We start from the raw sequence: 23080 nt of genomic DNA on the forward strand, positions 1-23080 counted from the left end.
CGAATCATTTGAAGATACTCATCCTGGGAGCAGCTGTGGAAACCAAGCCACAGGCCAAAGCGGTCGGAGAGAGACACTTTTTCCTCAATTGCCCCGGATGGCATGATGGCGGTGGCCCGCTCGTTCTCGATCATGTCGCGACGCATCATGTGGCGGCGGTTCGAGGTGGCGTAGAAGACGACATTGGTCGGACGGCCTTCAAGCCCGCCGTTGAGAACCGTCTTGAGTGACTTGTAGGTGGAATCGTCGCTGTCGAAGGACAAATCGTCGCAGAACAGAACACAGCGCCGATCGGTTTTCTGCAACAGCTGCATCAGGATGGGCAGCGACGGGATGTCCTCGCGATGGATTTCGACCAGCACCAAAGCTTTTTCGCGCTGCTGGTTGACCAGCGCATGAACGGCCTTGACGAGGGAGCTCTTCCCCATCCCGCGGGCGCCCCAGAGAAGCGCGTTGTTGGCGGGCAGTCCCTTGGCGAAGCGCAGGGTGTTGTCATAGAGGATGTCCTTCACCCGGTCGATGCCGTGAAGCATTGATATCCCAACGTGATTGACTTTCGGGATCATTCTGAGGGTGTTGGTTTCCGCCACCCAGACGAAAGCTTCGCCGACGTTAATATCCGGCATTTTCGGAGTCTCGGGCGCGATTTTTTCCAGGCTATCGGCAATACGCATTAACTGATCGAGGATTTTTTCTGTACTCATGGTCACCAATTGAAAAATGGAAGGGAATACCCAACTTACGGGACAGGCCCTATAAATGCCAGTAGAGACAGGATTGATCAAGAGGCATGTGACTTTGTCTCGTCGGATTTGTTGACAGGCGGTGGATTGCGGCTTGCATTGAGGGGAAAGAACACTATAAAAGTCGTTCTGTAATTCTATGGGTGATGCCGATCTATGCATCCCCTGTTTTTTTAGATTGTACCAAAGGACCTATACTATGGACCAAGGACTGACACAGCTGTTGCCGCTGGTTTTGATCGGCGTCGTGTTTTATTTTCTTCTTATCCGTCCGCAGCAAAAGCGGGCGAAGGATCATAGGGCGATGATCGCGGCTGTCCGCCGTGGCGACAATGTCGTGACCGCGGGCGGGATCATGGGCAAGGTGACCAAGGTCCGAGACGACAATGTCGTTCAGATCGAAGTCGCCCCCGAGGTCCGTATTGATGTGGTGAAAGCGACATTGACCGACGTAAAGGGAAAGATTGAGCCCGGCGCCGCCGTTCCTCCGGCCGCAGACAATCCTGATAATAGAAGCGCGATTTCAAAATTCTTCAAAAAGTAACGGCCGGGCGTCATGAACAGCTTTCCCACGTGGAAGATCGTCGTCGTAGCGTTGGTATGCGCCTTCGGGGTTATCTATACTTTACCCAATTTCGCCAGTAAGGCGACCCTCGAAAAGATGCCAGACTGGCTGCCAACGCAGCAGGTCAATCTTGGCCTCGATCTGCAGGGCGGTTCCCATCTGTTGTTGCAGGTCGATGCGACGGCCGTGACCACCAAGATGATGGAAAGCCTTGTTGATGCGACGCGCGACAGCCTGCGTCAGGACGGCGACAATATCGGCTATCGCGATCTTAAGCACAGTAGCACGGGCGTTTCCTTTACCCTCCGTGATCTTGCCGATATCGACAAGGCGCGGGACCGGATTTCCAGCCTGTCGAACATCATGCCGAATGGCCAGCGCGATACGGTTATCGATATCGATGATGCCGGGAAGGTGACGATTACGCCGTCGGAACAGGCCATTACCGCCCGACTCAGCGCCGCGGTCGATCAATCGATTGAAATCGTCCGCCGTCGTGTCGATGAGACCGGCGTCAATGAACCGGCCATCCAGCGTCAGGGCACCGATCGTATTCTGGTGCAACTGCCCGGCGTTGGGGATCCTGACCGGATCAAGAGGCTGCTCGGCGAAACTGCGCAATTGACATTCCATCTGGTTGATCTCTCCGCGACCGGCGGCGCCAATTCCCGGGTTCCGCCCGGATCAAAACGGCTGCCCTCGCTTGAAGAAGAGGGACGGAGCTATGTCGTCAAGAACCGGGTGATGGTATCAGGTGAAAACCTGGAAGATGCGCAAGCCACGTTCCAGCAGGGCCAGCCGGTTGTCTCAATCCGCTTCGATGGCCTCGGCGCAAAGCAGTTTGGCCGTGCCACCACCGATAATGTCGGCAAGCCTTTTGCTATTGTCCTCGATGACAAGGTTGTCAGTGCCCCGCGCATTAACGAGCCCATTCTCGGCGGTAGTGCCGTCATCAGTGGCGGCTTCAATGTCGAGGGGGCACAGGATCTCGCGTTGCTCCTGCGGGCCGGTGCGCTGCCAGCCCCGCTGAATATTCTGGAGGAACGTTCCGTCGGGCCAGACCTTGGTGCTGACTCGATCGCGGCCGGCAAGATTGCCGGAGTTATTGGTGTTCTCGCCGTTGCTATCTTTATGATTGCCAGTTACGGATTTTTCGGAATCATCGCCGATGTTGCGCTGGCCATGAATATCCTGTTGATTATGGCGGTTCTGTCGGTTCTGGGCGCGACACTGACGCTTCCCGGTATTGCCGGTATTGTCCTGACAATCGGCATGGCGGTCGATGCCAACGTCCTGATTTTCGAGCGTATTCGCGAGGAGATACGGGTTGGCAAGTCACCATTCAATTCGGTGCAGTCGGGTTTTGCCCGCGCCTTCACGACGATTATCGATGCCAACGTAACCACCGGGATTGCCGCGCTCATCCTGTTCATTATGGGCTCTGGTCCGGTGAAGGGCTTTGCGGTCACGTTGCTGATTGGCATTATCAGTTCAATGTTTACGGCCATCATGCTGTCGCGGATGCTGATATCCTTCTGGATGCAGCGCAAACGGCCAAAAGTAATAGATCTATAAGGGGCCGGTAACATGTATAAACTTAAGCTCATACCGGATAACACTAATATCCCCTTCCTGAAATACCGGTTTATGGCATTTCTGCTGTCCGGCTTGCTGATCATCGGCTCCGCGATCATGTTTTTTAGTGCCGGTCTGAACAAGGGCATTGATTTCGAGGGTGGTATTCTGATCGAAGTTGGCATGACGGAGGCACCGGACCTCAGCGTCATGCGCAGTTCCCTCGGTGATCTCGGTCTCGGACAGGTTGCCTTGCAGACGTTCGGTGCCAAAAACGACATCCTTATCCGGATTCAGCGTCAGGAAGGCGATGCGAAGGCCCAGGAGGTGGCTGTTGACCAGGTTAAGCAGCAACTGGCATCGGATTTCGGTGACGGGGTTTCCTACCGACGTGTGGAATTTGTCGGACCAACCGTATCGGCGGAGCTGGTGACGACCGCGATCGAGGCTGTTGTCGCTGCCGTTTTCGCGATGCTGGTCTATATCTGGTTCAGGTTTGAATGGCATTATTCCATTGGCGCGATTGTGGCGCTCGTCCATGACGTTTTGCTGACCATCGGCATGTTTGCAATCACGGGGATCGAGTTCAACCTCGCCTCCGTCGCGGCTATTCTTACCATCGTTGGTTATTCGATCAACGATACGGTTGTGGTTTATGACCGTATTCGCGAGAATTTCCGGCGCTACAAGAAAATGGATGTACGCGACCTGATCAACCACTCGATTAACGAGACGTTGACGCGAACGACCATGACATCCTTCACAACCCTGCTGGCCCTTGCCGCGCTGTATATCTTCGGCGGTGAAGTGATCCGTGGTTTTGCAACCGCCATGATCTTCGGGATCGTGGTCGGGACCTACTCGTCAATTTTCGTCGCTGCGCCGATTTTGCTACATATCGGGCTTGCCCACCGGAATGAGGAAGAAGACGGATTCCAGAGTACCGTCAAGGCCGAAACCGAAGCCGAGGAGAACAGCTGAGCTTCGCCTGACGTTGCGGTCAAGGAGAGATTATGCAGGATATTTCAGGTCTGCCCAAGGCGGGACAGCAACTGATCAACAGCTATGGGGACGGTGGCTTTCGGGTGAGCGGTGTCTGGTATGACAGCTCTTCCCTGGTGCTACCGGAAATGACTTTGCCCTGGCCGGTCACGCATATGGATGAACTCTCCGTTGACAGCCTCACCGACGTGATCGCCAAAAGCAGCGAGGTTGAAATCCTGCTCATTGGGTGCGGCACAAATATGGCCTTTATTGAGGAGGATCTGCGGCAGTCCCTGCGTCAGCATGGCATCGTCATAGATGCCATGGATACGGGCGCGGCGGTACGGACCTACAATGTCCTGCTGCTCGAAGGTCGGCAGGTAGCGGCGGCGTTGATCGCGGTCTAGCGCCATTCACGCGACTGCTAGTATATTGCTTTCTTTACATATATAAGCCGCAGGTTGTATGATCCGCGGCGCAGACGATGCGGCCCAGAATAATAAAAAGCAGCCGTGACAGTAACTTATACGGTAAGGGGAATGGCGATGGCGGGAATTCTTTCAAATCTCAGAAATACGGTCATATTGGGGATTGTTTTGACGATCATCATGGCCGCGGTTGTGGTTAGCATGACCGGCAATGGCATGAACGTCAGCGGCCACGAATACGGGGCTTTCATCATGCGCTGGCTGCATGTGCTGAGCGGCGTGATGTGGGTTGGGTTGCTTTATTATTTCAATTTCGTGCAAATCCCGAATATGGCGAATATTCCCGACGAGCAGAAACCGGCCATCGGCAAGGTGATCGCTCCGGCGGCGCTCTGGTGGTTCCGCTGGGCGGCGATGTCTACCATTGTCACCGGTCTGCTGCTGGCGACGATGAACGGCTATGTCATTGATGCGTTGACCCTTGGGGCCAGGGAAGGGTTCGCCGTTGATAAGAGCCTTGCCATCGGCATCGGCATGTGGCTTGGCATCATCATGTGGTTCAACGTCTGGTTCGTCATCTGGCCGAAACAGAAGAAGGCGCTTGGGCTGGTCGAGGCGGACGCGGCAACGAAGGCCGCCGCGGCCCGAACGGCGATGCTGGTCTCGCGCGCCAACGTCGTACTGTCGTTCCCGATGCTCTATGCCATGGTCTCCGCCCAGAATTTGTACTGACCGAGCCCAAGCGGGCATGAAAAAAGGCGCTTGCGTTACGGCAAGCGCCTTTTTTTGAAGTTTGGGATTTAGGCCTTGGAAAGATTTTCGTTGGCAAAGTCCCAGTTGACCAGATGCTCAAGGAAGGTTGAGATATAGTCGGGGCGCCGGTTCTGGTAATCCAGATAATAGGCATGCTCCCAGACGTCCATGGTCAGGATCGGCGTTGCGCCGTCGGTCAGGGGACAGTGCGCATTAGGGGTTTTCGTAACCTTCAATTTGCCGCCATCCAGAACCAGCCAGGCCCAGCCACTGCCGAATTGCGTCGCACCGGCAGCCTTGAATTCCTCGACAAATTTATCATAGGAGCCAAAATCTGCGTTAATCTTGTCAGCAACGGCGCCGGAGGGCTTGCCACCGCCCTTCGGGGACATGGAATGCCAATAGAATGTATGGTTCCAAACCTGCGCGGCGTTATTGAAAACACCGGCTTTTCCGGAATCGCTAACCGTATCCTTCATGATCTGCTCAAGTGATCGCGAGTCATCGCCGAGCAAGTTATTCAGGTTGGTCACGTAGGCGTTATGATGCTTTCCGTGATGAAATTCCAGTGTCTTTGCTGAGATATGAGGTGCGAGCGCGTCTTTTTCGTAGGGAAGTTCGGGAAGTTGAAATGCCATAATAATCCTCTTGCCAATAGTTAGGTCGATACTCGGTTCGTGTCCTGGTGAAAAATCTCTGGCCCCGGGCGGGGAAAGAACTCGCCAATTGTTATCTCTACAGATATATAGCAATTTAGACCGGCTTCCAGTTTTTTATAAATTTTCCTGACCAATGCGAGGCATATGTGATCGAGACGGAACAATCCTATGTCGCGGCGGAAGCGAAAAGACGGGACTATGACCGCTGGCTGGCAACGCTATTCGCGACGCCCGCGCACCGGGATGGAATTTTTGCGCTGCTTGCCTTCAATGGCGAAATCGCGAGCATTCGCGAAACTGTATCGGAGGTTCTGCTTGGCGATATCCGGTTGCAGTGGTGGCGTGATGCGATTATGGAAATCGGCACAGGCTTTGCCCGCTCCCATCCGGTCGTTGAGGCGCTGGACCGGACTGTCTCCACCTACCATCTGGATAAAAGTCTGCTGAGCCAGATGATTGATTCGCGTAGCCTCGACCTTAATCCATGTCCGTTTAAAACAGTGGATGAGCTGCTAAACTATGCGGACGGAACCGGGGGTATTTTGAACGAGCTAATACACCGTGTCCTCGGCCGGGATACGTCGGCGGAGCTGACCGCTGCCCGCGAGGTTGGCAGGGCGTTCGCGCTCACGGGTATAATCCGGGCGATCCCATTCCATATGTCCCAGGATTTGGTGCTGATTCCAAAAACGATGCTGGCGGTGCAGGGCCTGTCATCGGAAACGTTGTTTCTTGCCGAAAACCGCGCGGCGCTGTTTTTGGTCGTGGAGGAGATGGCGCAGCTTGCCGAGCGGGTACATCGCGATGCCCTGCAACAAAGGGGCGCGAAGAAGCCGCAATTTCAACTGTCACGTCTGACAGGACTATATTTATCGCGGCTCCGTGCGGCGGGGTTCGATCCGGCAGACAAGAAAATGACGGTCGGGGTTTTACGGAAAATAATCGCGCTATCGTTGGGGCGCTAACGGCCTGGGCTCACGTATTGCCAAGACGCCAGGTTTGCGACTGCATGAAATTCCGGGCAAGGAACTGGTAGGTATCTTTTTGCAAACGCTCGATTTCCGGCCCTTCTTCCATAATCATGCCACTCCAGCGATCCACCATTTCACGCCAGATCATAAACCTTTGATGCAGGTTATCGCGGGTCCGGCGTATGGTGCCGATCGTCGCCTCGAAATTCTTGAGGATAACCATCACTTCGCATGTCTGGGCGTCAATTTCGGTAAAGCTTCTGTCGAATTTCTGGATAACCGGTTCGATCAAAATCTGCATGCGGTTGAGATCTTCTGATGTTCCCCTGTCGCGCTTGTAGATTGCTGCTAACCGGGACAGGCTGGTGCTGATTTTCTTGATGCCGTTATAATAATCACGAAGCGCCTCGATATAGGCGAGTTCCCGAATGACTTCATCAATCTTCGCGACTACGTCATCGCGCTTGATTTCCAGTTTCGCTGCGATCTCGCGAAAGGCTTCCTGAATCGTTTCCTTTGTTGACGGGTCATTCGCGATTTCTTCGAGTTCCTTTTTATTGATAACGATCTCTTCGTTGCCGCTCAACCAGGAGATCAGCTGCATGGTTATCCGGCCCTGCGCTATGCCCTTGTGGGCATCTTCAATGGACCAGGACGCGGAGCCGTCCAGCAGCTCACGGGGAATAGAATCATTCGGGCGAATTTCCTTCACAAATTTAAGGGCTCCGCCGACTGTGCGCAACAGGCTGGCGTCGGAGCTGTCGTCCTCGATGCCGAATTCGCGGGCCAGTGATTTTGTTGGAATGGCACCTTTCATCTCCCCCAGACTGACATAGAGGCAGGGTTCCTTGGTATCGTGGGTCAGGCGGAAATACGCGCCCTCGACACTGAAGATTTTATGATTGAAAGCGAAATACACGGTCGGATCGAGCATTTCGATGTCACTGTTTCCGGACTTGTTCGATTTTTCTACTACTGTACTCATGGTGCTTTCCAACTATCCACGTCGATTTTTACAAACTGGCAATTCCGGCGACTGGTCTGCCAAAGGGATGACGCCATGTTAACGGGATAATCTGTACAAATAGTTACCAACGCGAGAAAAGTGCGTAGCGCGGAAAATTATTTCTCGGATATTGTTTCGAGCCAACTGGTGAAATCCTGAGATGCCCGCCCGGTATAGGCCAGTTTTCTTTCTTTTTTGCGGATGCGGCCCTCAAGCGGCGGGAACAGCCCGAAATTCACGTTCATCGGTTGAAAAGATTTGGCATCGGCACCACCGGTGATATGGCTCATGATGGCCCCCATGGCGGTTGTCACCGGCGGAATGGCAAAGGGCGTGCCGGTTATCTCCGCTGCCGCAAGCCGGCCCGCAAGCAGGCCGATTGACGTGCTTTCCACATAGCCCTCGACGCCGGTGATCTGTCCGGCAAAACGGATATGGGGATGGTTCTTCAGCCGCAATTGCGCATCCAGTACGGCTGGGCTGTTGATAAAGGTATTACGGTGTAGTCCGCCTAGCCGCGCAAACTCGGCCTTTTCCAATCCGGGAATGGTCGCGAAAATGCGCTTCTGTTCGCCGTAAGTCAGCTTTGTCTGAAAACCGACGATATTATAGAGGGTGCCAAGCTTGTTATCCTGGCGGAGCTGAACGATTGCATAAGGCTTCACATCGGAGCGCGGGTTGGTGAGACCGACCGGCTTCATTGGTCCGTAGCGGAGCGTTTCCGGGCCGCGTTCCGCCATCACTTCAATCGGTAGGCAATCGTCGAAATAGGGCGTGCTTTTTTCCCATTCCTTGAACTCGGTCTTTCCGCCGTCAATCAGGGCCTGAATAAAATCGCCGTATTGCGTCTCGGTCATCGGGCAGTTGATATAGTCCGCGCCGTCGCCCTTGTCGTAGCGCGACTGGAACCAGGCAATATCGAAATCGATGCTTTCCTTATAAACAATCGGCGCAATGGCATCGAAGAAGGCGAGGGCGTCGGCACCGGTTGCCGCATGCACCGCCGTCGCCAGACCGTCTGAGGTGAGCGGTCCGGTGGCAATGATTGTCTGTCCCCAGTCTTCGGGCGGCAGGCTGGTGACTTCCTCCCGCGAGATGGTGATCAGCGGCTGCGCCTCGATTTTTTGCTGGATATAAGCCGAGAAACCGTCGCGATCGACCGCAAGAGCGCCGCCTGCGGGAACCCTGTTGGCATCGGCCGATTCTATGATTAGCGAATTCATGATCCGCATTTCCTGATGCAGCAGGCCGACGGCGTTGTTTTCCGCATCGTCAGAGCGGAAGGAATTGGAACAGACCAGTTCCGCGAGCCCGTCGGTGAGATGGGCGTCCGTACCGCGATGCGGGCGCATTTCATGGAGGATGACCGGGATTCCGGCACTCGCCAACTGCCAGCAGGCCTCACTCCCCGCGAGGCCGCCGCCGACAACATGAACCGGTTTGACGTCTTCGCCTGTCATAATGTGTCCCATCGCCATCTCAGGCTGCTTTTGTTTTCTTGGGCTTTTTCTCCGCCTGCTTAACCGGAGGGCGTTTATCGAGAATACCTTTCAGATATTGCCCGGTATAGCTTTCCTTGACCGCGGCGACCTCTTCCGGGGTGCCTTCGGCGACCAGATAGCCTCCCGCATCACCGCCGGCGGGACCCATGTCAACAACCCAGTCGGCGGTTTTGATCACTTCAAGGTTATGCTCAATCACCAGCACGCTGTTGCCGGCATCGACGAGGGCCTGCAGGACCTCCATCAATTTGCGCACATCCTCGAAATGCAGGCCGGTGGTCGGCTCGTCGAGGATATAAAGGGTGCGGCCCGTCGCCCGGCGGGACAATTCCTTCGCCAGCTTGACGCGCTGTGCCTCACCGCCCGAAAGCGTCGTCGCCTGCTGTCCGACATGGATATAGCCAAGGCCGACCTGCTGCAATGTCTCGAACTTCTCGCGGACATTGGGCACCGCCTTGAAGAAGATAGCGGCCTCGTCCACGGTCATGTTGAGCACGTCGGAGATCGACTTATCCTTGAACTTGATGTCCAGCGTTTCGCGGTTATAGCGGTCCCCCTTGCAGACATCGCATTCCACGTAGACATCGGGCAGGAAATGCATCTCGATCTTGATAACACCGTCGCCCTTGCAGGCCTCGCAGCGGCCACCCTTGACGTTGAAGGAGAAACGGCCCGATTTGTACCCGCGCGCCTTGGCCTCCGGCAGACCGGCGAACCATTCGCGGATCGGCGTGAAGGCGCCAGTATAGGTCGCCGGGTTGGAACGCGGCGTGCGGCCGATGGGGGACTGGTCGATATCAACGATCTTGTCGAGCCACTCGATCCCCTCGATCCGGTCATGCGGCCCGGGATGATTGCGGTTGTTGTTGAGCTTCTTGGCAATCGCCTTGTACAGCGTCTCGATGATCAGCGACGACTTGCCGCCGCCAGACACCCCGGTGACACAGGTGAAGGTGCCGAGAGGGATATTAACATTCACCCGCTTCAGATTGTTATGGCGGGCGCCGATGATGCGGATCTGGCGCGATTCCTGGATACGGCGGCGCTGCTTGGGCAGCGGCACCTCCAGTTCGCCGGAAAGATACTTGCCGGTGATGCTTTCCGGGGCGTCCATGATATCCTGCGGCGTGCCCTGTGCGATCAGGCGGCCGCCATGGCGACCGGCGCGCGGGCCCATGTCGATAACATGATCGGCAGTCATGATCGCCTCCTCGTCATGTTCAACAACGATGACGGAGTTGCCCTGATCCCGCAAGTTGACAAGGGTTTTGAGCAGGCGGGCGTTATCCCGCTGATGCAGGCCGATGGAGGGCTCGTCGAGCACGTAGAGAACACCAGTGAGGCCGGAGCCGATCTGGGAGGCCAGCCGGATCCGCTGGCTTTCACCGCCCGACAGGGTGCCGGACCCCCGCGACAGCGTCAGGTATTCAAGCCCGACATCGACAAGAAAGCCGAGCCGCTCGTTTATTTCCTTCAGCACCCGTTCGGCGATGGAGGTATCCTTTGCCGACAGGACGCCGGAAAGCTCCTCAAACCATTTGCGGGCGTCGAGAATGGATTTGCTGACGACGTCGCCGATATGCAGGTTGTTGATCTTGATGGCCAGCGATTCTTCCTTCAGGCGATGGCCACCGCATTTGCTGCAATTGGTCTTGTCCTGGTATTTCTCCAGATCCTCTCGTATCCAGCTGCTGTCCGTCTCGCGCCAGCGCCGCTCGATATTCGGGATAACCCCCTCAAACGACTTGTTGGTCTTGTAGGTGCGCAACCCGTCATCGAAGGTGATCTGGATTTTCTCGTCGCCGGTGCCGTACAGAACTGCCTTGCGGTAGTCTTCGTTGATCTCCTCCCACGGCTCGGTGGTGGTAAAACCGTAATGCTTGCCGAGTGCCTCCAGCGTCTGCATGTAATAGGGGGCCGGGGTCTGGGAGCGCGACCAGGGCGCAATCGCGCCGGCGCGCAAGCTTAGTGTCACATCCGGGACGATCTGGTCCGGATCGAAATACATTTCCGTGCCCAACCCGCCGCATGAGGTACAGGCGCCGTAGGGGTTATTGAAGGAGAAGATACGCGGCTCGATCTCCTCGATGGTGAAACCGGAAACCGGGCAGGCGAATTTCGCCGAAAACATCGTCCGTTCCGCCGTATCCGCATCCTCGACCGCAAACAGCCCGTCGGCAAGGTCAAGCGCGGTTTCAATAGAATCGGCGAGGCGTCCCTGAAGCTCCTCGTTGAGGACAACCCGGTCGACAACGACGTCGATATGATGCTTGATCTGCTTATCGAGTTCCGGGATATCCTCGATATCATAAATCTCGCCATCGACCTTTACCCGCTGGAACCCGCGCTTGCGCAGGTCAAGAAATTCCTTGCGGTATTCGCCTTTACGCCCGCGCACCATTGGCGCCATCAGGTATAGACGTTTGCCTTTGTCCATGGCCATGACCTGATCGACCATCTGGCTCACAGTCTGGCTGGTGATTGGCAGGCCGGTTGCGGGGGAATAGGGGACGCCGATGCGGGCATAGAGCAGCCGCAGATAGTCATAAATCTCGGTGACTGTGCCGACTGTGGAGCGCGGGTTTTTCGACGTGGTTTTCTGCTCGATCGAGATTGACGGGCTGAGGCCGTCGATATGGTCGACATCCGGCTTCTGCATCATCTCCAGGAATTGCCGGGCATAGGCCGACAAACTTTCCACGTAACGGCGCTGCCCCTCGGCGTAGATGGTGTCGAAGGCGAGCGACGATTTGCCCGACCCCGAGAGGCCGGTGATCACCACCAACTGATCGCGGGGGATGTCAATGTTGACATTCTGCAAGTTATGTTCGCGGGCGCCGCGGATGCTGAGTATTTTCTGCATTCGGATATTATACCTGTCATGACTATGGATATTGGTAGTATTTAGAAGGTTGTAGGTGAAATTACCAGCCCCAACCCGAAAAAATGTTTTCATTTTGTTCACGGCGGACAAAATCGTCGAATTCCTCTGGTCAGGGCGGCTTTTGCACGTTATTGTCTGGCCAGAAATTTTTAAAATCCACAGAATCGAAAGCGGAAAACACTATGGCGGGCAGCGTTAATAAAGTTATTCTTGTTGGCAACCTGGGCGCAGATCCGGAAGTCCGGTATATGCAAAACGGCAAGCCCGTCTGCAATCTGCGGGTGGCGACCTCCGAAAGCTGGCGCGACCGGGATAGTGGCGACCGCAAGGAACGCACCGAATGGCACCGGGTTGTCATCTTTTCCGAAGGCCTGTGCAAAATCGCCGAACAATATTTGAAAAAGGGCTCGAAAATCTATCTTGAAGGCCAGTTGCAAACACGCCAATACGATCAAGACGGCGTCACCAAATATTCAACTGAAATTGTGCTTCAGGGCTTTAATTCCACGCTGACCATGCTGGACGGCGCCGGTGGCGCTGGTGGCGGTGGCGGTCAGGGTGGCGGTGGCCAAGGGGGTGCTCCCGGGGGAAATCAGGGCGGCGGTTACGGCGGCCCGTCCGGCAGCGGTATGGGCGGCGATTTCGACGACGATATTCCGTTCTAGGGCGACGTCAGGGAAGCTATACAAGATAAAGGAAGGCTGCCTGCATAAGGCGGCCTTTTTTTCTGTTGGCGGGGAACAATACTTGAAGGGGGGGGCAGGTAAGTGATTGATCATATCTCGATTGCGGTGACGGATTTGAAGAAAAGCGGAAAATTTTACGATGCCGTTTTCTCCGGGCTTGGCATGGCGCGGGTCGCCGACCGCGCAGGCACCATCGGTTATGGCAAGAAATATCCTGAATTCTGGCTCAACTCCCGGCTGCAAATGGCACCGGTCGCCGAGGATTGCGGCAGTCATGTCTGTCTGCGTGCACGCAGTGAGGAGATCGTCCGCCGCGCCCATGAGGCCGCACTCGCGGGCGGCGGTTCGGATGCGGGCGCGCCGGGGCCACGGCAGGGGGAGTTGACCCCGTATTTCGGCGCCTTTTTCAAGGATCCCGATGGTAACAAGATCGAAATTGTGACCTTCCCGGTCGTTGCAGACAGTAAAGGATAGGCATGGCCTTATTACTCGGGATTGATACCGGCGGCACCTATACGGACGCTGTTCTTTATGACGAAGAGACGGGGGTTGTCGCCAGTGCCAAGTCGCTGACCACGCGGCATGATTATTCCGTCGGCATCGGCCAGTCGGTCAGTCGCGTCATTGACGAGGGCAAAGTTGCCCCCACCGATATTGCGCTGGTCTCCCTGTCCACGACGCTTGCCACCAACGCCCTGGTGGAGGGGCAGGGAGGCCGTGTCTGCCTCGTCCTGATCGGGTTTGACGAAACGACGCTGTCCCGCCACGGGCTGAGCGAGGCGCTAAAGGGTGACCCGGTTATTTATCTGGATGGCGGGCATAATGGGCAGGGCGAGGCTCTCATTTCGCTCGAAGAGGCAAAGCTGCAATCCGACCTCGCGGCGATGGAGGGAACGGTTTCGGCCTTCGCGGTTGCCGGATTGTTCGCCATTCGCAACCCGGAGCATGAACTCAGGGCGCGGGAGATTATCCTCGGTCATTCAGGCAACAGTGTCACCTGCAGCCATGAACTCTCCAGCAAACTCGATGGGCCGCGTCGGGCTCTGACCTCGGTGCTGAATGCGCGGCTGATCAACCTGATCCATCATCTCATTACCTCGACCGAAGCTTTATTCGATCAGACCGGGATTTTGGCGCCGTTGATGGTGGTACAGGGCGACGGCGCCCTCATCTCCGCCGAGGTTGCCAAGGTCAAGCCGATCGAGACAATTCTGTCCGGCCCAGCGGCAAGCCTTGTCGGCGCTGCCTTCCTGAGTGGGGCCAGCAATGCCATCGTCTCGGATATCGGCGGTACAACAACGGATATCGCGGTGCTGGAAAACGGCAGTCCACGCCTTGATGCGGACGGCGCAACGGTCGGCGGCTGGCGCACGATGGTCGAGGCGGTCGCGATCTATACGGTTGGCCTTGGCGGTGATAGCGAGGTCGCGGCGGTGAAAGCGGGCCTCGGCTTGCAATTGGTCCTTGGCCCCCGAAGACTGGTTCCGGTCAGCCTGCTGGCGGTCTCTCATGGTGAGCTCGTCCATGATACGCTGGAGACGCAGCTTAACCGGGAGCGGCCAAGCGAGATCTTTGGCCGGTTCGCGCTGGCGGTGGGCCGGAAAAGCGCTCATATCGCCACCCTGTCGGCGCTGGAGAAAGACATCCTTGAGCAGTTGCAGGACGGGCCGCAGGCGCTTGATACGCTGCTGGTCAGACGGCGGTATCATAGGGCATTGCAGCGTCTGGTGACGACGGGGCTTGTTCTTATCTGTGGCCTCACCCCGTCCGATGCCGCGCATGTGCTTGGGTTGCACAGCGACTGGGACGGCGGTGCCGCAGAGAAAGCGGCAACGCTGTTCGCCCGCATTCGCGATAGCAAAGGACTGCCGATTGCATCGGGGGCAGAGGGTCTGAGCCGGATGATTGTTGAGGCGCTGGTTAGGAAATCAAGCCAGACCCTGCTTGAGGCCGCGCTCGACAAGGACCCGTTGCTGCCGAAACATATGGCGGGGATGTTGCTTGATGCCGCCATGCCCGCGGCAGTGCATCCGCTGGTCGAGTCCAGCATCGGGATTCGTTTGCCGATTATCGCTCTCGGCGCCTCAGCGCATATCTATTACCCGGACGTTGCTCGGCAGTTGCGGACAACCGCGATGATCCCGGAATTTGCCGGTGTCGCCAATGCCATTGGTGCTGTTGTCGGTCAGGTGAGGGTCTCCGTCAACGCCTCGATTTCGCCGACCGAGAGCGATTACTTCCGGCTCTATTATACGGGCGAGCCGCTCGATTTTAAGACTTTTGATGAAGCGGTGGCGAAAGCGGAGGAACTGCTGACGGTGGAGGGCACTGAAAAGGCGGTGGAGGCCGGCGCGCGCGATATTCAGGTCAAATTCGATCGCCGCGATAATATCGCCCTTATCCAGGGCCGTGAAATGCTGGTCGAAAGTCTGCTCAAACTCTCCGCCTACGGTCGCCCACGCATCGCCCGATGAGGCGCACCTAAAGTGGCAGGGCGGTCGTGAATTTAATCTCCTCCATGGCGAAATTTGAGCTGACATCAGACAGATCAATCCGCTGGATTAACCGCTGGTAAAATCTGTCATAGGCGGCGACATCAGGCACCACCACCTTTAACAGATAATCTATATCTCCGCTCATCCGGTATAATTCGGTAATTTCCGGAAACCTTTCCACCGTGTCGGCGAATTTCTGCAGCCAGCCGACATCATGACGGCTGGTCTTGATGGCAACAAAAACAGTAACGGAAAGATCAAGTTTCTCGCGGTCCAGCAGGGCGACCTGACGGCGGATAATGCCGGTCTCCTCCATCGACTTGATCCGTCGCCAGCAGGCGGTACGCGAGCAGCCCGCATGTTCGGCAAGGTCAGCAACTGGACTGCTGCTATCCTCCTGAAGGCGAGCAAGAATCTTGCGATCGATAGCATCCATGATATTATATTCCGGAAAATTATGATTTATCAGTACATATGTTTCATATAAATTCATATTTATGTCAAGAAAGGACAAATATTCCGTTAAAACCGGATATTATTATTGAACTTAATCACCGCTTGACCCTTTCGAACTGGAGCCCTGACCATGAAGCTGGAAAAACTCTTCACCGACCATCCCGCATCCGTCAATGAAAGCTACCTTGAGCATATGCGGATGTCCGCGGGGTTTGCTAGCTCGCTGTTTGCCGCGGGCTTTTGTGCCAGCGTCCATGCCCTCTTTCCGTTTCTGTTCGTGAAGACCGGTAGCCGGATTATTACGCGATTGCACACAACCATGGTAAGCGGGCGGTCTCGGGAATCGGTTGCGGGCAGGGACGCGGCGTGGCAGTCACTTTCACGCGCCCAGCAGGCATTTGACAGCGCCGCCCTCTAGGCCGGCTTTTCCAGCACCACAGCCGGTCTTTTCGCGCCTGCAATAGGTTGCACGCAGCGCCAAATTCTTGTAGAACAGGGCAACTCTTTCGGCCTTTGCGCCGGAGGAGGGAGTTTTTTATTTTATTCCATGCCCGGCGATTGGTCGGGCGTGAAAAAGTTAACGCTGGAACCCTGCCTTGAACGATGTAACGATACCGCCTTCGGATAAGCATATTGTCCCGATCACCATAGAAGAAGAAATGCGGCGGTCCTATCTGGACTACGCCATGAGCGTTATTGTCTCACGGGCGCTGCCCGATGCCCGCGACGGGCTGAAGCCTGTGCATCGGCGTATCATCTACGCCATGTATGAAAACGGCTATACCTCCGACAAGGCCTTCCGTAAATCCGCCCGCGTCGTCGGTGACGTCATGGGCCGGTACCATCCGCATGGCGACAGCGCGATCTATGATGCCATGGTGCGTCTCGCGCAGGATTTCTCCATGAGCCTCAAGCTGATCGAGGGGCAGGGCAACTTCGGATCCATGGATGGCGACAAGGCTGCGGCCATGCGCTACACCGAGGCGCGGCTGCAGAAGGCGGCCGAAAGCCTGATAGATGATATCGATAAGGAAACCGTTGATTTCGTCAATAACTATGATGACAGCGAGCGCGAACCTTCGGTTCTGCCGGCACGTTTCCCCAATCTTCTGGTTAATGGCGCGGGCGGTATCGCCGTCGGCATGGCCACCAATATTCCGCCCCATAACCTCGGCGAGGTTATTGATGGCAGTATTGCGCTCCTCGAAAAGCCGGAGATGGCAGTAGAGGAATTGCTGGACTATATTCCGGGGCCGGACTTTCCGACCGGCGGGTCCATCCTCGGCCGTAGCGGCTCCATCAGTGGCCTGACGACGGGCCGGGGTTCCGTGATCATGCGGGCTAAAGTAGAGATCGAGGAAATCCGCAAAGATCGCCAGGCGTTGATCGTGACCGAAGTTCCTTATCAGGTGAACAAGGCGCGGCTGGTTGAGCAGATTGCCGATCTGGTGCGAGCGAAAAAAGTCGAGGGGATTGGCGATCTCCGCGATGAGTCGGATCGGCACGGTGTTCGTGTGGTTGTCGAGATCAAGCGCGATGCAATGCCCGAAGTGGTGCTGAACCAGCTTTTCCGCTTCACCTCCCTGCAAACCTCGTTCGGTGTGAATATGCTGGCGCTCAATCGTGGTAAGCCGGAACTTCTGAACGTCAAGGAACTGCTGGAAGCCTTCCTTGATTTCCGCGAGGAAGTGATCACCCGCCGCACCAAGCACCTGCTCTCCAAGGCCCGCGAGCGCGCCCATGTTTTGATCGGTCTGGCCATCGCGGTTGCCAATATCGATGAGGTGATCCGGCTAATCCGCGCAGCGCCCGACCCGGCAACGGCCCGCGCCGAACTGATGGGCAAGGATTGGGACGCGAGTACGGTCGATGCGCTGATCCGGCTGGTCGATGACCCGGAATACAAGATTAATGAAGACGGGACCTATCGCCTGTCGGAAGCGCAGGCGCGTGCCATTCTTGAATTGCGGCTGCAACGCCTGACGGCGCTCGGCCAGAATGAAATCGGCGACGAGCTGCGTGATCTTGGCGTAAAGATCCTAGATTATCTTGATATCCTCTCCAGCCGTCCACGGCTTATCAGCATTATCCGCGACGAACTTCTTGAGATGAAGGAAAAATATGCGGTGCCGCGGCGCACGCAGATCGAGGAAAATGAATTCGAGCATGATATCGAGGACCTGATCCAGCGCGAAGACATGGTCCTGACGGTCAGTCACAAGGGCTATATCAAGCGCGTACCGCTCTCGACCTACAAGCCGCAACGACGCGGTGGCAAGGGGCGCGCCGGGATGCAGACCCGCGATGAGGATTTCGTGACGCAGGTTTTCGTCGTCAATACCCATACGCCGGTGCTGTTCTTCTCGTCCTTCGGGCGGGTCTATAAACTTAAAGTCTACCGGCTGCCGCTCGGCTCGCCGCAGAGTCTCGGCAAGGCGATCATCAACCTGCTGCCGCTGGAAGAAGGGGAGGTTATCTACACCCTGATGCCGCTGCCGGAGGAGGAAGAGACCTGGTCGGAGCTTGAAGTCATGTTTTCGACCGCCAAGGGCAATGTTCGCCGCAATCTGCTGAGTGATTTCTCGAACGTGAAGTCCAATGGCAAGATCGCCATGAAGCTGGATGAGGATGACCAACTGATCGGGGTGCAGATCTGCACCAACGTTTCCGACGTGCTGCTGGTGGCCAAGGGCGGGAAATGTATCCGCTTCCGCGCCACGGACGTCCGCCTGTTCAAGGGCCGCGATTCAAGCGGCGTCCGCGGCATGAGGCTGGGCAAGGGCGACAGCGTGATTGGCATGTCGATCCTCAACCATGTGGAAGTCGATACCGAGACACGGGATGCCTACCTGAAGATCCGAAGGTCCGCCGATGAAAACGGGACGGTCGCGGAATATGGTGAGACTGTCACACCAGAGCTGTATGACGAACTCCACGCCCAAGAAGAGGTTCTGCTGGCGATTACCGTCAATGGTTATGGCAAGCGGACCAATGCCTATGAATATCGCGTGACCAACCGCGGCGGACAGGGGATCATCAATATCGAGACCTCGGACCGCAACGGCGACGTGATCGCGACCTTCCCGATTACGGAAGAAGAGCAGATCATGCTGGTGACGAACGGCGGCAAGCTGATCCGGACACCGGTAACCGATATCCGTATTGCTGGTCGCAATACTCAGGGCGTTACCCTGTTTAAAACAGCGGTAGGCGAAAAAGTTGTGTCGGTCACGGCGCTTGCGGATGCCAAATCCGAGGAGGAAGACCTCGACGAGGGCGATGAGGGCAGCGAGGAAGAAACCACTTCATCGCCTGACGTTGATCCCCCTCTGGATACTGAAAACTAACATCAAGAAGTAGTGCAGAAAAGATAAAGGAATTTCCATGTCGAAAAATCGCGTTGGACTATACCCCGGTACCTTCGATCCGATAACCGTCGGTCATTACGATATCATTCGGCGTGCGTCCAAGCTCGTCGATACGCTCGTCATCGGTGTCGCCATGAACCCGGGCAAGAACCCGCTGTTCACCGTGGACGAACGGGTGGAGATGGTCGCGAAAATGACCGAGGAGTTCCCGGGCACCAATTTTGTTGTAAAACCCTTCAATAACCTGCTCATGCATTTTGCGCAGGAAGTCGGGGCCGCGATTATCATCCGCGGCCTGCGCGCCGTGTCCGACTTTGAATATGAATTCCAGATGGTCGGCATGAACCGGCGGCTGAATGCGGAAATCGAGACCGTCTTCCTGATGGCATCGGACCAACATCAGTTCATCGCCTCGAGCTTGGTCAAGGAAATTGCCTTGCTGAACGGCGATATCACGAAATTCGTCTCGGCAGCGACAGCGAAGAAAATAACTGAGCGCGTCAAGCTGATAAAAAATAACCAGAACGATTGAAATTTAACTGCCCGGGCAGGATCCGGGCACAACAGGAGCACCGCATGTCCCTTGATCTTGAAAATACACTCTACCTCGAATTGAAAGATGGCCGTGTCGTCATAGAAATGCGCCCCGATCTTGCGCCCAACCACGTCGCCCGGATCAAGGAGCTGGCGCGGGAAGGATTTTATGACGGGATTGTCTTTCACCGGGTGATTGACGGGTTTATGGCCCAGACCGGCTGTCCTGACGGCAACGGTATGGGCGGCTCGGGCAAGAATCTTTCAGCAGAGTTTTCCGCAGAACCCCATCTGGAGGGTACCTGTTCCATGGCCCGCGCCGGTCATCCGGATAGTGCTGACAGCCAGTTCTTCATTATGTTCGCCCGCTCCCCGCATCTCGACAGCCAGTATTCCATCTGGGGACAGGTGACCGAGGGAATGGATGCAGTTCATGCCATCAAGAAAGGCAGCGGCGCGGATAACGGATCCGTGAGCAGTCCAGACAAGATCATCAGCCTTAAAGTGGCGGCCGACGTTTAAGCACGCGGGTTTATTTGCAGCAGGAGCGAACGGCTTGGTCATGCAAGTCGTTCGTTTGCGTTTTATGTGATGAAAGTTGATGCGTTTGACTTTACCCTGCCGGAGGGGTTGATTGCCGATCGTCCGGCTGTGCCGCGCGAGGCGGCGAAGCTTCTCTGTGTCGGCGCGGCGATCACCGACCGCACCGTTGCCGATCTGCCGGAATTACTGAACCCCGGCGATCTGCTCGTCTTTAACGATACCAAGGTCATTCCGGCGCGATTGCGCGGGCTAAGGCGCAGCGCGAAGATCGAGGTGACGCTACACAAGAATGTCAGCGCTGATAGCTGGCATGCCTTTGCGAAACCGGCGAAGAAGCTGAAACCCGGTGATATCATCCGCTTTGCCGACGATTTTACTGCATTGGTGACCGATAAGTTCGACGGCGGCGAGGTTGCGCTTGCCTTTTCGGCGGCGGGCCCGCAGTTGATGGAAAAGCTGATGGCCCATGGCGAAATTCCGCTGCCGCCCTATATCAGCAGCCTGCGCGCCGTCGATGAGCAGGACCGAAAAGACTACCAGACAATCTTTGCTAGGGATGAAGGCGCCGTCGCCGCGCCAACGGCAGGCCTGCATTTCACCGAGGACCTGCTGGCACGCTTTGGCGCGCGGGGGATAGAGATGGTGGCGACAACCCTGCATGTTGGCGCCGGCACATTTCTGCCAGTCAAGGTGGAGGATACAGTGGATCACAAGATGCATGCGGAAGTCGGGATTATCTCCGAGACAGCGGCGGCGAAAATCAACGCCTGCCGTGAAAAGGGCGGGCGGATCGTCTCGGTCGGCACGACCAGCCTCCGTCTTCTGGAAAGTGCGGCGGACAAAAATGGCATCGTCCATCCTTTCAGCGGCGAGACGGATATCTTCATCACGCCGGGATACCGATTCAGGGCCGTGGACCTGCTGATCACCAATTTCCATTTGCCGAAATCAACATTGTTCATGCTGGTCTCCGCCTTTTCAGGCTTTGAGAAGATGCGGACGGCCTATACCCATGCAATCGAGAATAAATATCGTTTTTATTCCTATGGCGATTGTTCACTGCTATACCCCGCCGATGACTAAACTCGACTTCACCTTCAGTATTTCGGCGACCGACGGCGCAGCGCGGCGCGGGACCCTGTCGACGGCCCATGGCGAGATCCGCACCCCGGCCTTCATGCCGGTCGGCACGGCGGCGACGGTCAAGGGCATGACGCCGGAGGCGGTGCGCGAGACCGGCGCGGATATCCTGCTCGCCAATACCTATCACCTGATGCTGCGGCCAGGATCGGAGCGGGTCAAGGGCCTTGGAGGCCTGCATAAATTTATGAACTGGGAGCGGCCAATCCTCACCGATTCGGGCGGCTTTCAGGTGATGTCCCTGAACGAGCTTCGCAAGATTGATGAAAACGGTGTGATCTTCAAGTCGCATATCGACGGCGCGCGGTTCGAACTGACGCCGGAACGCTCTATGGAGATCCAGAACCACCTCGATGCCACCATCACGATGGCCTTCGATGAATGTACACCCTATCCTGCCGATGAGGCCTTGGCAGCGAGTTCCATGCGCCGCTCCATGCGCTGGGCGGCGCGCTCCAAGGGCGCGTTCGAGGCGCGGGACGGCTATGGCCTGTTTGGGATTGTTCAGGGCTCAGTTTACGAGGAGTTACGACTGGAATCCGTATCAGCCCTGACCGGCATTGGCTTTGAGGGCTATGCGGTCGGCGGTCTTGCTGTCGGGGAGGGGCAGGAGGCGATGTTCAGGACGCTTGAATTCACCGTGCCCGCCCTGCCGGCGGACAAACCGAGATACCTGATGGGGGTCGGCAAGCCCGACGATCTGGTCGGAGGTGTTATGCGCGGGATCGATATGTTCGATTGCGTATTACCCACCCGGTCAGGGCGGAATGCCCAGGCCTTCACTCGCCTTGGCACCGTGAATATGCGCAATGCCCGCCATGCAGATGATGCGAGGCCGTTGGATGAACACTGCGGCTGTCCGGCCTGCCGTAATTATTCCCGCGGCTATCTTCATCACCTCATCAAGGCCAAGGAAATACTGGGATCTGTTTTGCTAACCTGGCATAATTTGCACTACTACCAGTCTCTTATGCAGGAAATGCGGGTGGCGATTGAGACGGGATCCCTGTCAAATTTCGCGCTTAATTTCTATGCTGAGCAGGAAAGTGGAGATATCGATCCCCTTTAACCGGTGTTTCTGGCTACGCTGGGAGAAGTAATCGAAGCCATCTTTGCCGGTCGAGGGGAGGGTGGTAGTGGCAAAAACAGCTTCGATCAACCTTGGACAAGGCTATCTTTGACAGTGAGTAGTTAAATTTGTCTTAACAATTCCCCTCCATCGCTAATTGTCATAATTCCCTTTGATTTACAGGCTTTTTTGCAGAGTTTTTAAAATTTTCTTGCGCCACCGCATGGAAATTTTTGGCGAAAATCCCTATTGCTTCCCAAAAAAAGACGGGTGAGAGACCCGATTCCCTGATGCGTGAGGGGTTGCGCTCCTGCGGCGGAACCGGCTAGATATCAATGCCCGTTTTGACAGGAGAATTTGCAGTGATCATGTATGGCATTAAAAATTGCGACACCTGCCGAAAGGCGCTAAAATGGCTTGCGAATGAGGGCATCGACTGTCGGTTTCATGATTTCCGCAAGGACGGCCTTGAGGCGGAAACACTGGACCGCTGGCTCTCGGCAATTGACCCTGACGTGCTGATTAATCGGCGCGGCACAACCTACCGAAAACTTGACGATGAGCATAAAAATGAACTTGACGGCGAGGGCTGCGCGGCCGTGCTGCTCGCCCAGCCGACATTAATGAAACGGCCCATTTTCGAAATCGGGGGCCGTTATGTTGTCGGCTTCGCGGATGAGCAAAAACCCGCCTTAAAACAATTGGCTACTGCTTAGGGT

The 23080-nt window shown here is 56.1% G+C and carries 22 protein-coding genes; 16 read left to right on the top strand and 6 right to left on the bottom strand.

Going from position 1 to position 23080, the window contains the following annotated elements:
* Positions 1 to 704: ATP-binding protein (locus tag ACESNI_RS06695; RefSeq protein WP_373085764.1), on the bottom strand; the 704-nt coding region annotated here is incomplete at its 3' end.
* A gap of 238 nt (positions 705 to 942) precedes the next feature.
* Between ACESNI_RS06695 and yajC the strand changes: the two genes are divergently transcribed.
* The 5 genes from yajC to ACESNI_RS06720 all read left to right on the top strand — a co-directional run bounded on the left by yajC (position 943) and on the right by ACESNI_RS06720 (position 5027).
* Positions 943 to 1287, top strand: a complete 345-nt coding sequence (gene yajC / locus ACESNI_RS06700) for a preprotein translocase subunit YajC (protein ID WP_373085765.1) — start codon at positions 943 to 945, stop codon at positions 1285 to 1287.
* A gap of 12 nt (positions 1288 to 1299) precedes the next feature.
* Complete coding sequence (secD, locus tag ACESNI_RS06705; RefSeq protein ID WP_373085767.1) at positions 1300 to 2883, top strand: protein translocase subunit SecD; 1584 nt, start codon at positions 1300 to 1302, stop codon at positions 2881 to 2883.
* 12 nt (positions 2884 to 2895) lie between these two features.
* Complete coding sequence (secF, locus tag ACESNI_RS06710; RefSeq protein WP_373085768.1) at positions 2896 to 3864, top strand: protein translocase subunit SecF; 969 nt, start codon at positions 2896 to 2898, stop codon at positions 3862 to 3864.
* 32 nt (positions 3865 to 3896) lie between these two features.
* Positions 3897 to 4274, top strand: coding sequence for an Mth938-like domain-containing protein (locus tag ACESNI_RS06715; protein WP_373085769.1), 378 nt, complete (start codon positions 3897 to 3899; stop codon positions 4272 to 4274).
* Positions 4275 to 4412: 138 nt separating this feature from the next.
* On the top strand, positions 4413 to 5027 hold the full coding sequence (locus ACESNI_RS06720) for a urate hydroxylase PuuD (protein ID WP_373085771.1): 615 nt from the start codon (positions 4413 to 4415) through the stop codon (positions 5025 to 5027).
* 68 nt (positions 5028 to 5095) lie between these two features.
* Here ACESNI_RS06720 and ACESNI_RS06725 read toward each other — a convergent pair whose 3' ends face one another.
* On the bottom strand, positions 5096 to 5686 hold the full coding sequence (locus ACESNI_RS06725) for a superoxide dismutase (RefSeq protein ID WP_373085772.1): 591 nt from the start codon (positions 5684 to 5686) through the stop codon (positions 5096 to 5098).
* Between the two features lie 167 nt (positions 5687 to 5853).
* Between ACESNI_RS06725 and ACESNI_RS06730 the strand changes: the two genes are divergently transcribed.
* Positions 5854 to 6672 (top strand): phytoene/squalene synthase family protein, encoded by an 819-nt coding sequence (locus ACESNI_RS06730; RefSeq protein WP_373085773.1) that lies wholly within the window; start codon positions 5854 to 5856, stop codon positions 6670 to 6672.
* Positions 6673 to 6682: 10 nt separating this feature from the next.
* Here ACESNI_RS06730 and ACESNI_RS06735 read toward each other — a convergent pair whose 3' ends face one another.
* The 3 genes from ACESNI_RS06735 to uvrA form a co-directional block, all read right to left on the bottom strand.
* Positions 6683 to 7663 (bottom strand): hypothetical protein, encoded by a 981-nt coding sequence (locus ACESNI_RS06735; RefSeq protein WP_373085774.1) that lies wholly within the window; start codon positions 7661 to 7663, stop codon positions 6683 to 6685.
* A gap of 137 nt (positions 7664 to 7800) precedes the next feature.
* Positions 7801 to 9144, bottom strand: a complete 1344-nt coding sequence (trmFO, locus tag ACESNI_RS06740) for a methylenetetrahydrofolate--tRNA-(uracil(54)-C(5))-methyltransferase (FADH(2)-oxidizing) TrmFO (protein WP_373085775.1) — start codon at positions 9142 to 9144, stop codon at positions 7801 to 7803.
* Positions 9145 to 9163: 19 nt separating this feature from the next.
* Entirely contained in the window at positions 9164 to 12049 is a 2886-nt protein-coding gene (uvrA, locus tag ACESNI_RS06745) for an excinuclease ABC subunit UvrA (RefSeq protein WP_373085776.1), read from the bottom strand.
* Positions 12050 to 12252: 203 nt separating this feature from the next.
* Here uvrA and ssb point away from each other — a divergent pair, with 203 nt between their 5' ends.
* From ssb to ACESNI_RS06760, 3 genes are all read left to right on the top strand, one after another.
* Positions 12253 to 12735 (top strand): single-stranded DNA-binding protein, encoded by a 483-nt coding sequence (gene ssb, locus ACESNI_RS06750; protein ID WP_373085778.1) that lies wholly within the window; start codon positions 12253 to 12255, stop codon positions 12733 to 12735.
* A 102-nt stretch (positions 12736 to 12837) separates the two neighbouring features.
* Entirely contained in the window at positions 12838 to 13230 is a 393-nt protein-coding gene (locus tag ACESNI_RS06755) for a VOC family protein (RefSeq protein ID WP_373085779.1), read from the top strand.
* Between the two features lie 2 nt (positions 13231 to 13232).
* Positions 13233 to 15230 carry a hydantoinase/oxoprolinase N-terminal domain-containing protein gene (locus tag ACESNI_RS06760; RefSeq protein ID WP_373085780.1) on the top strand — a complete coding sequence of 666 codons (1998 nt, stop codon included), beginning with the start codon at positions 13233 to 13235 and terminating at the stop codon, positions 15228 to 15230.
* 7 nt (positions 15231 to 15237) lie between these two features.
* On the opposite strand, the gene ACESNI_RS06765 is transcribed toward ACESNI_RS06760, so the two are convergent.
* A complete protein-coding gene (locus tag ACESNI_RS06765; protein ID WP_373085781.1) occupies positions 15238 to 15687 on the bottom strand; it encodes an Lrp/AsnC family transcriptional regulator in 450 nt (149 codons plus the stop codon).
* A gap of 150 nt (positions 15688 to 15837) precedes the next feature.
* On the opposite strand from ACESNI_RS06765, the gene ACESNI_RS06770 reads away from it, so the two are divergent.
* From ACESNI_RS06770 to ACESNI_RS06800, 7 genes are all read left to right on the top strand, one after another.
* On the top strand, positions 15838 to 16125 hold the full coding sequence (locus ACESNI_RS06770) for a DUF6356 family protein (protein WP_373085782.1): 288 nt from the start codon (positions 15838 to 15840) through the stop codon (positions 16123 to 16125).
* A 178-nt stretch (positions 16126 to 16303) separates the two neighbouring features.
* Positions 16304 to 19054 carry a DNA gyrase subunit A gene (gyrA, locus tag ACESNI_RS06775; protein ID WP_373085783.1) on the top strand — a complete coding sequence of 917 codons (2751 nt, stop codon included), beginning with the start codon at positions 16304 to 16306 and terminating at the stop codon, positions 19052 to 19054.
* A 37-nt stretch (positions 19055 to 19091) separates the two neighbouring features.
* Positions 19092 to 19607, top strand: coding sequence for a pantetheine-phosphate adenylyltransferase (gene coaD / locus ACESNI_RS06780; protein ID WP_373085784.1), 516 nt, complete (start codon positions 19092 to 19094; stop codon positions 19605 to 19607).
* Positions 19608 to 19651: 44 nt separating this feature from the next.
* Positions 19652 to 20131: a peptidylprolyl isomerase gene (locus ACESNI_RS06785; protein WP_373085785.1), complete on the top strand. Its 480-nt coding sequence runs from the start codon at positions 19652 to 19654 to the stop codon at positions 20129 to 20131.
* Between the two features lie 69 nt (positions 20132 to 20200).
* Complete coding sequence (queA, locus tag ACESNI_RS06790; protein ID WP_373085786.1) at positions 20201 to 21235, top strand: tRNA preQ1(34) S-adenosylmethionine ribosyltransferase-isomerase QueA; 1035 nt, start codon at positions 20201 to 20203, stop codon at positions 21233 to 21235.
* Positions 21228 to 22361, top strand: coding sequence for a tRNA guanosine(34) transglycosylase Tgt (gene tgt / locus ACESNI_RS06795; protein WP_373085800.1), 1134 nt, complete (start codon positions 21228 to 21230; stop codon positions 22359 to 22361). The genes queA and tgt overlap by 8 nt, the downstream gene beginning before the upstream one ends.
* A gap of 335 nt (positions 22362 to 22696) precedes the next feature.
* Positions 22697 to 23077, top strand: a complete 381-nt coding sequence (locus tag ACESNI_RS06800) for an arsenate reductase (protein ID WP_373085788.1) — start codon at positions 22697 to 22699, stop codon at positions 23075 to 23077.
* The last annotated feature ends 3 nt before the right edge of the window (positions 23078 to 23080 follow it).

The sequence above is a fragment of the Sneathiella sp. genome (assembly GCF_041689005.1).
Classification (GTDB): Bacteria; Pseudomonadota; Alphaproteobacteria; order Sneathiellales; family Sneathiellaceae; genus Sneathiella.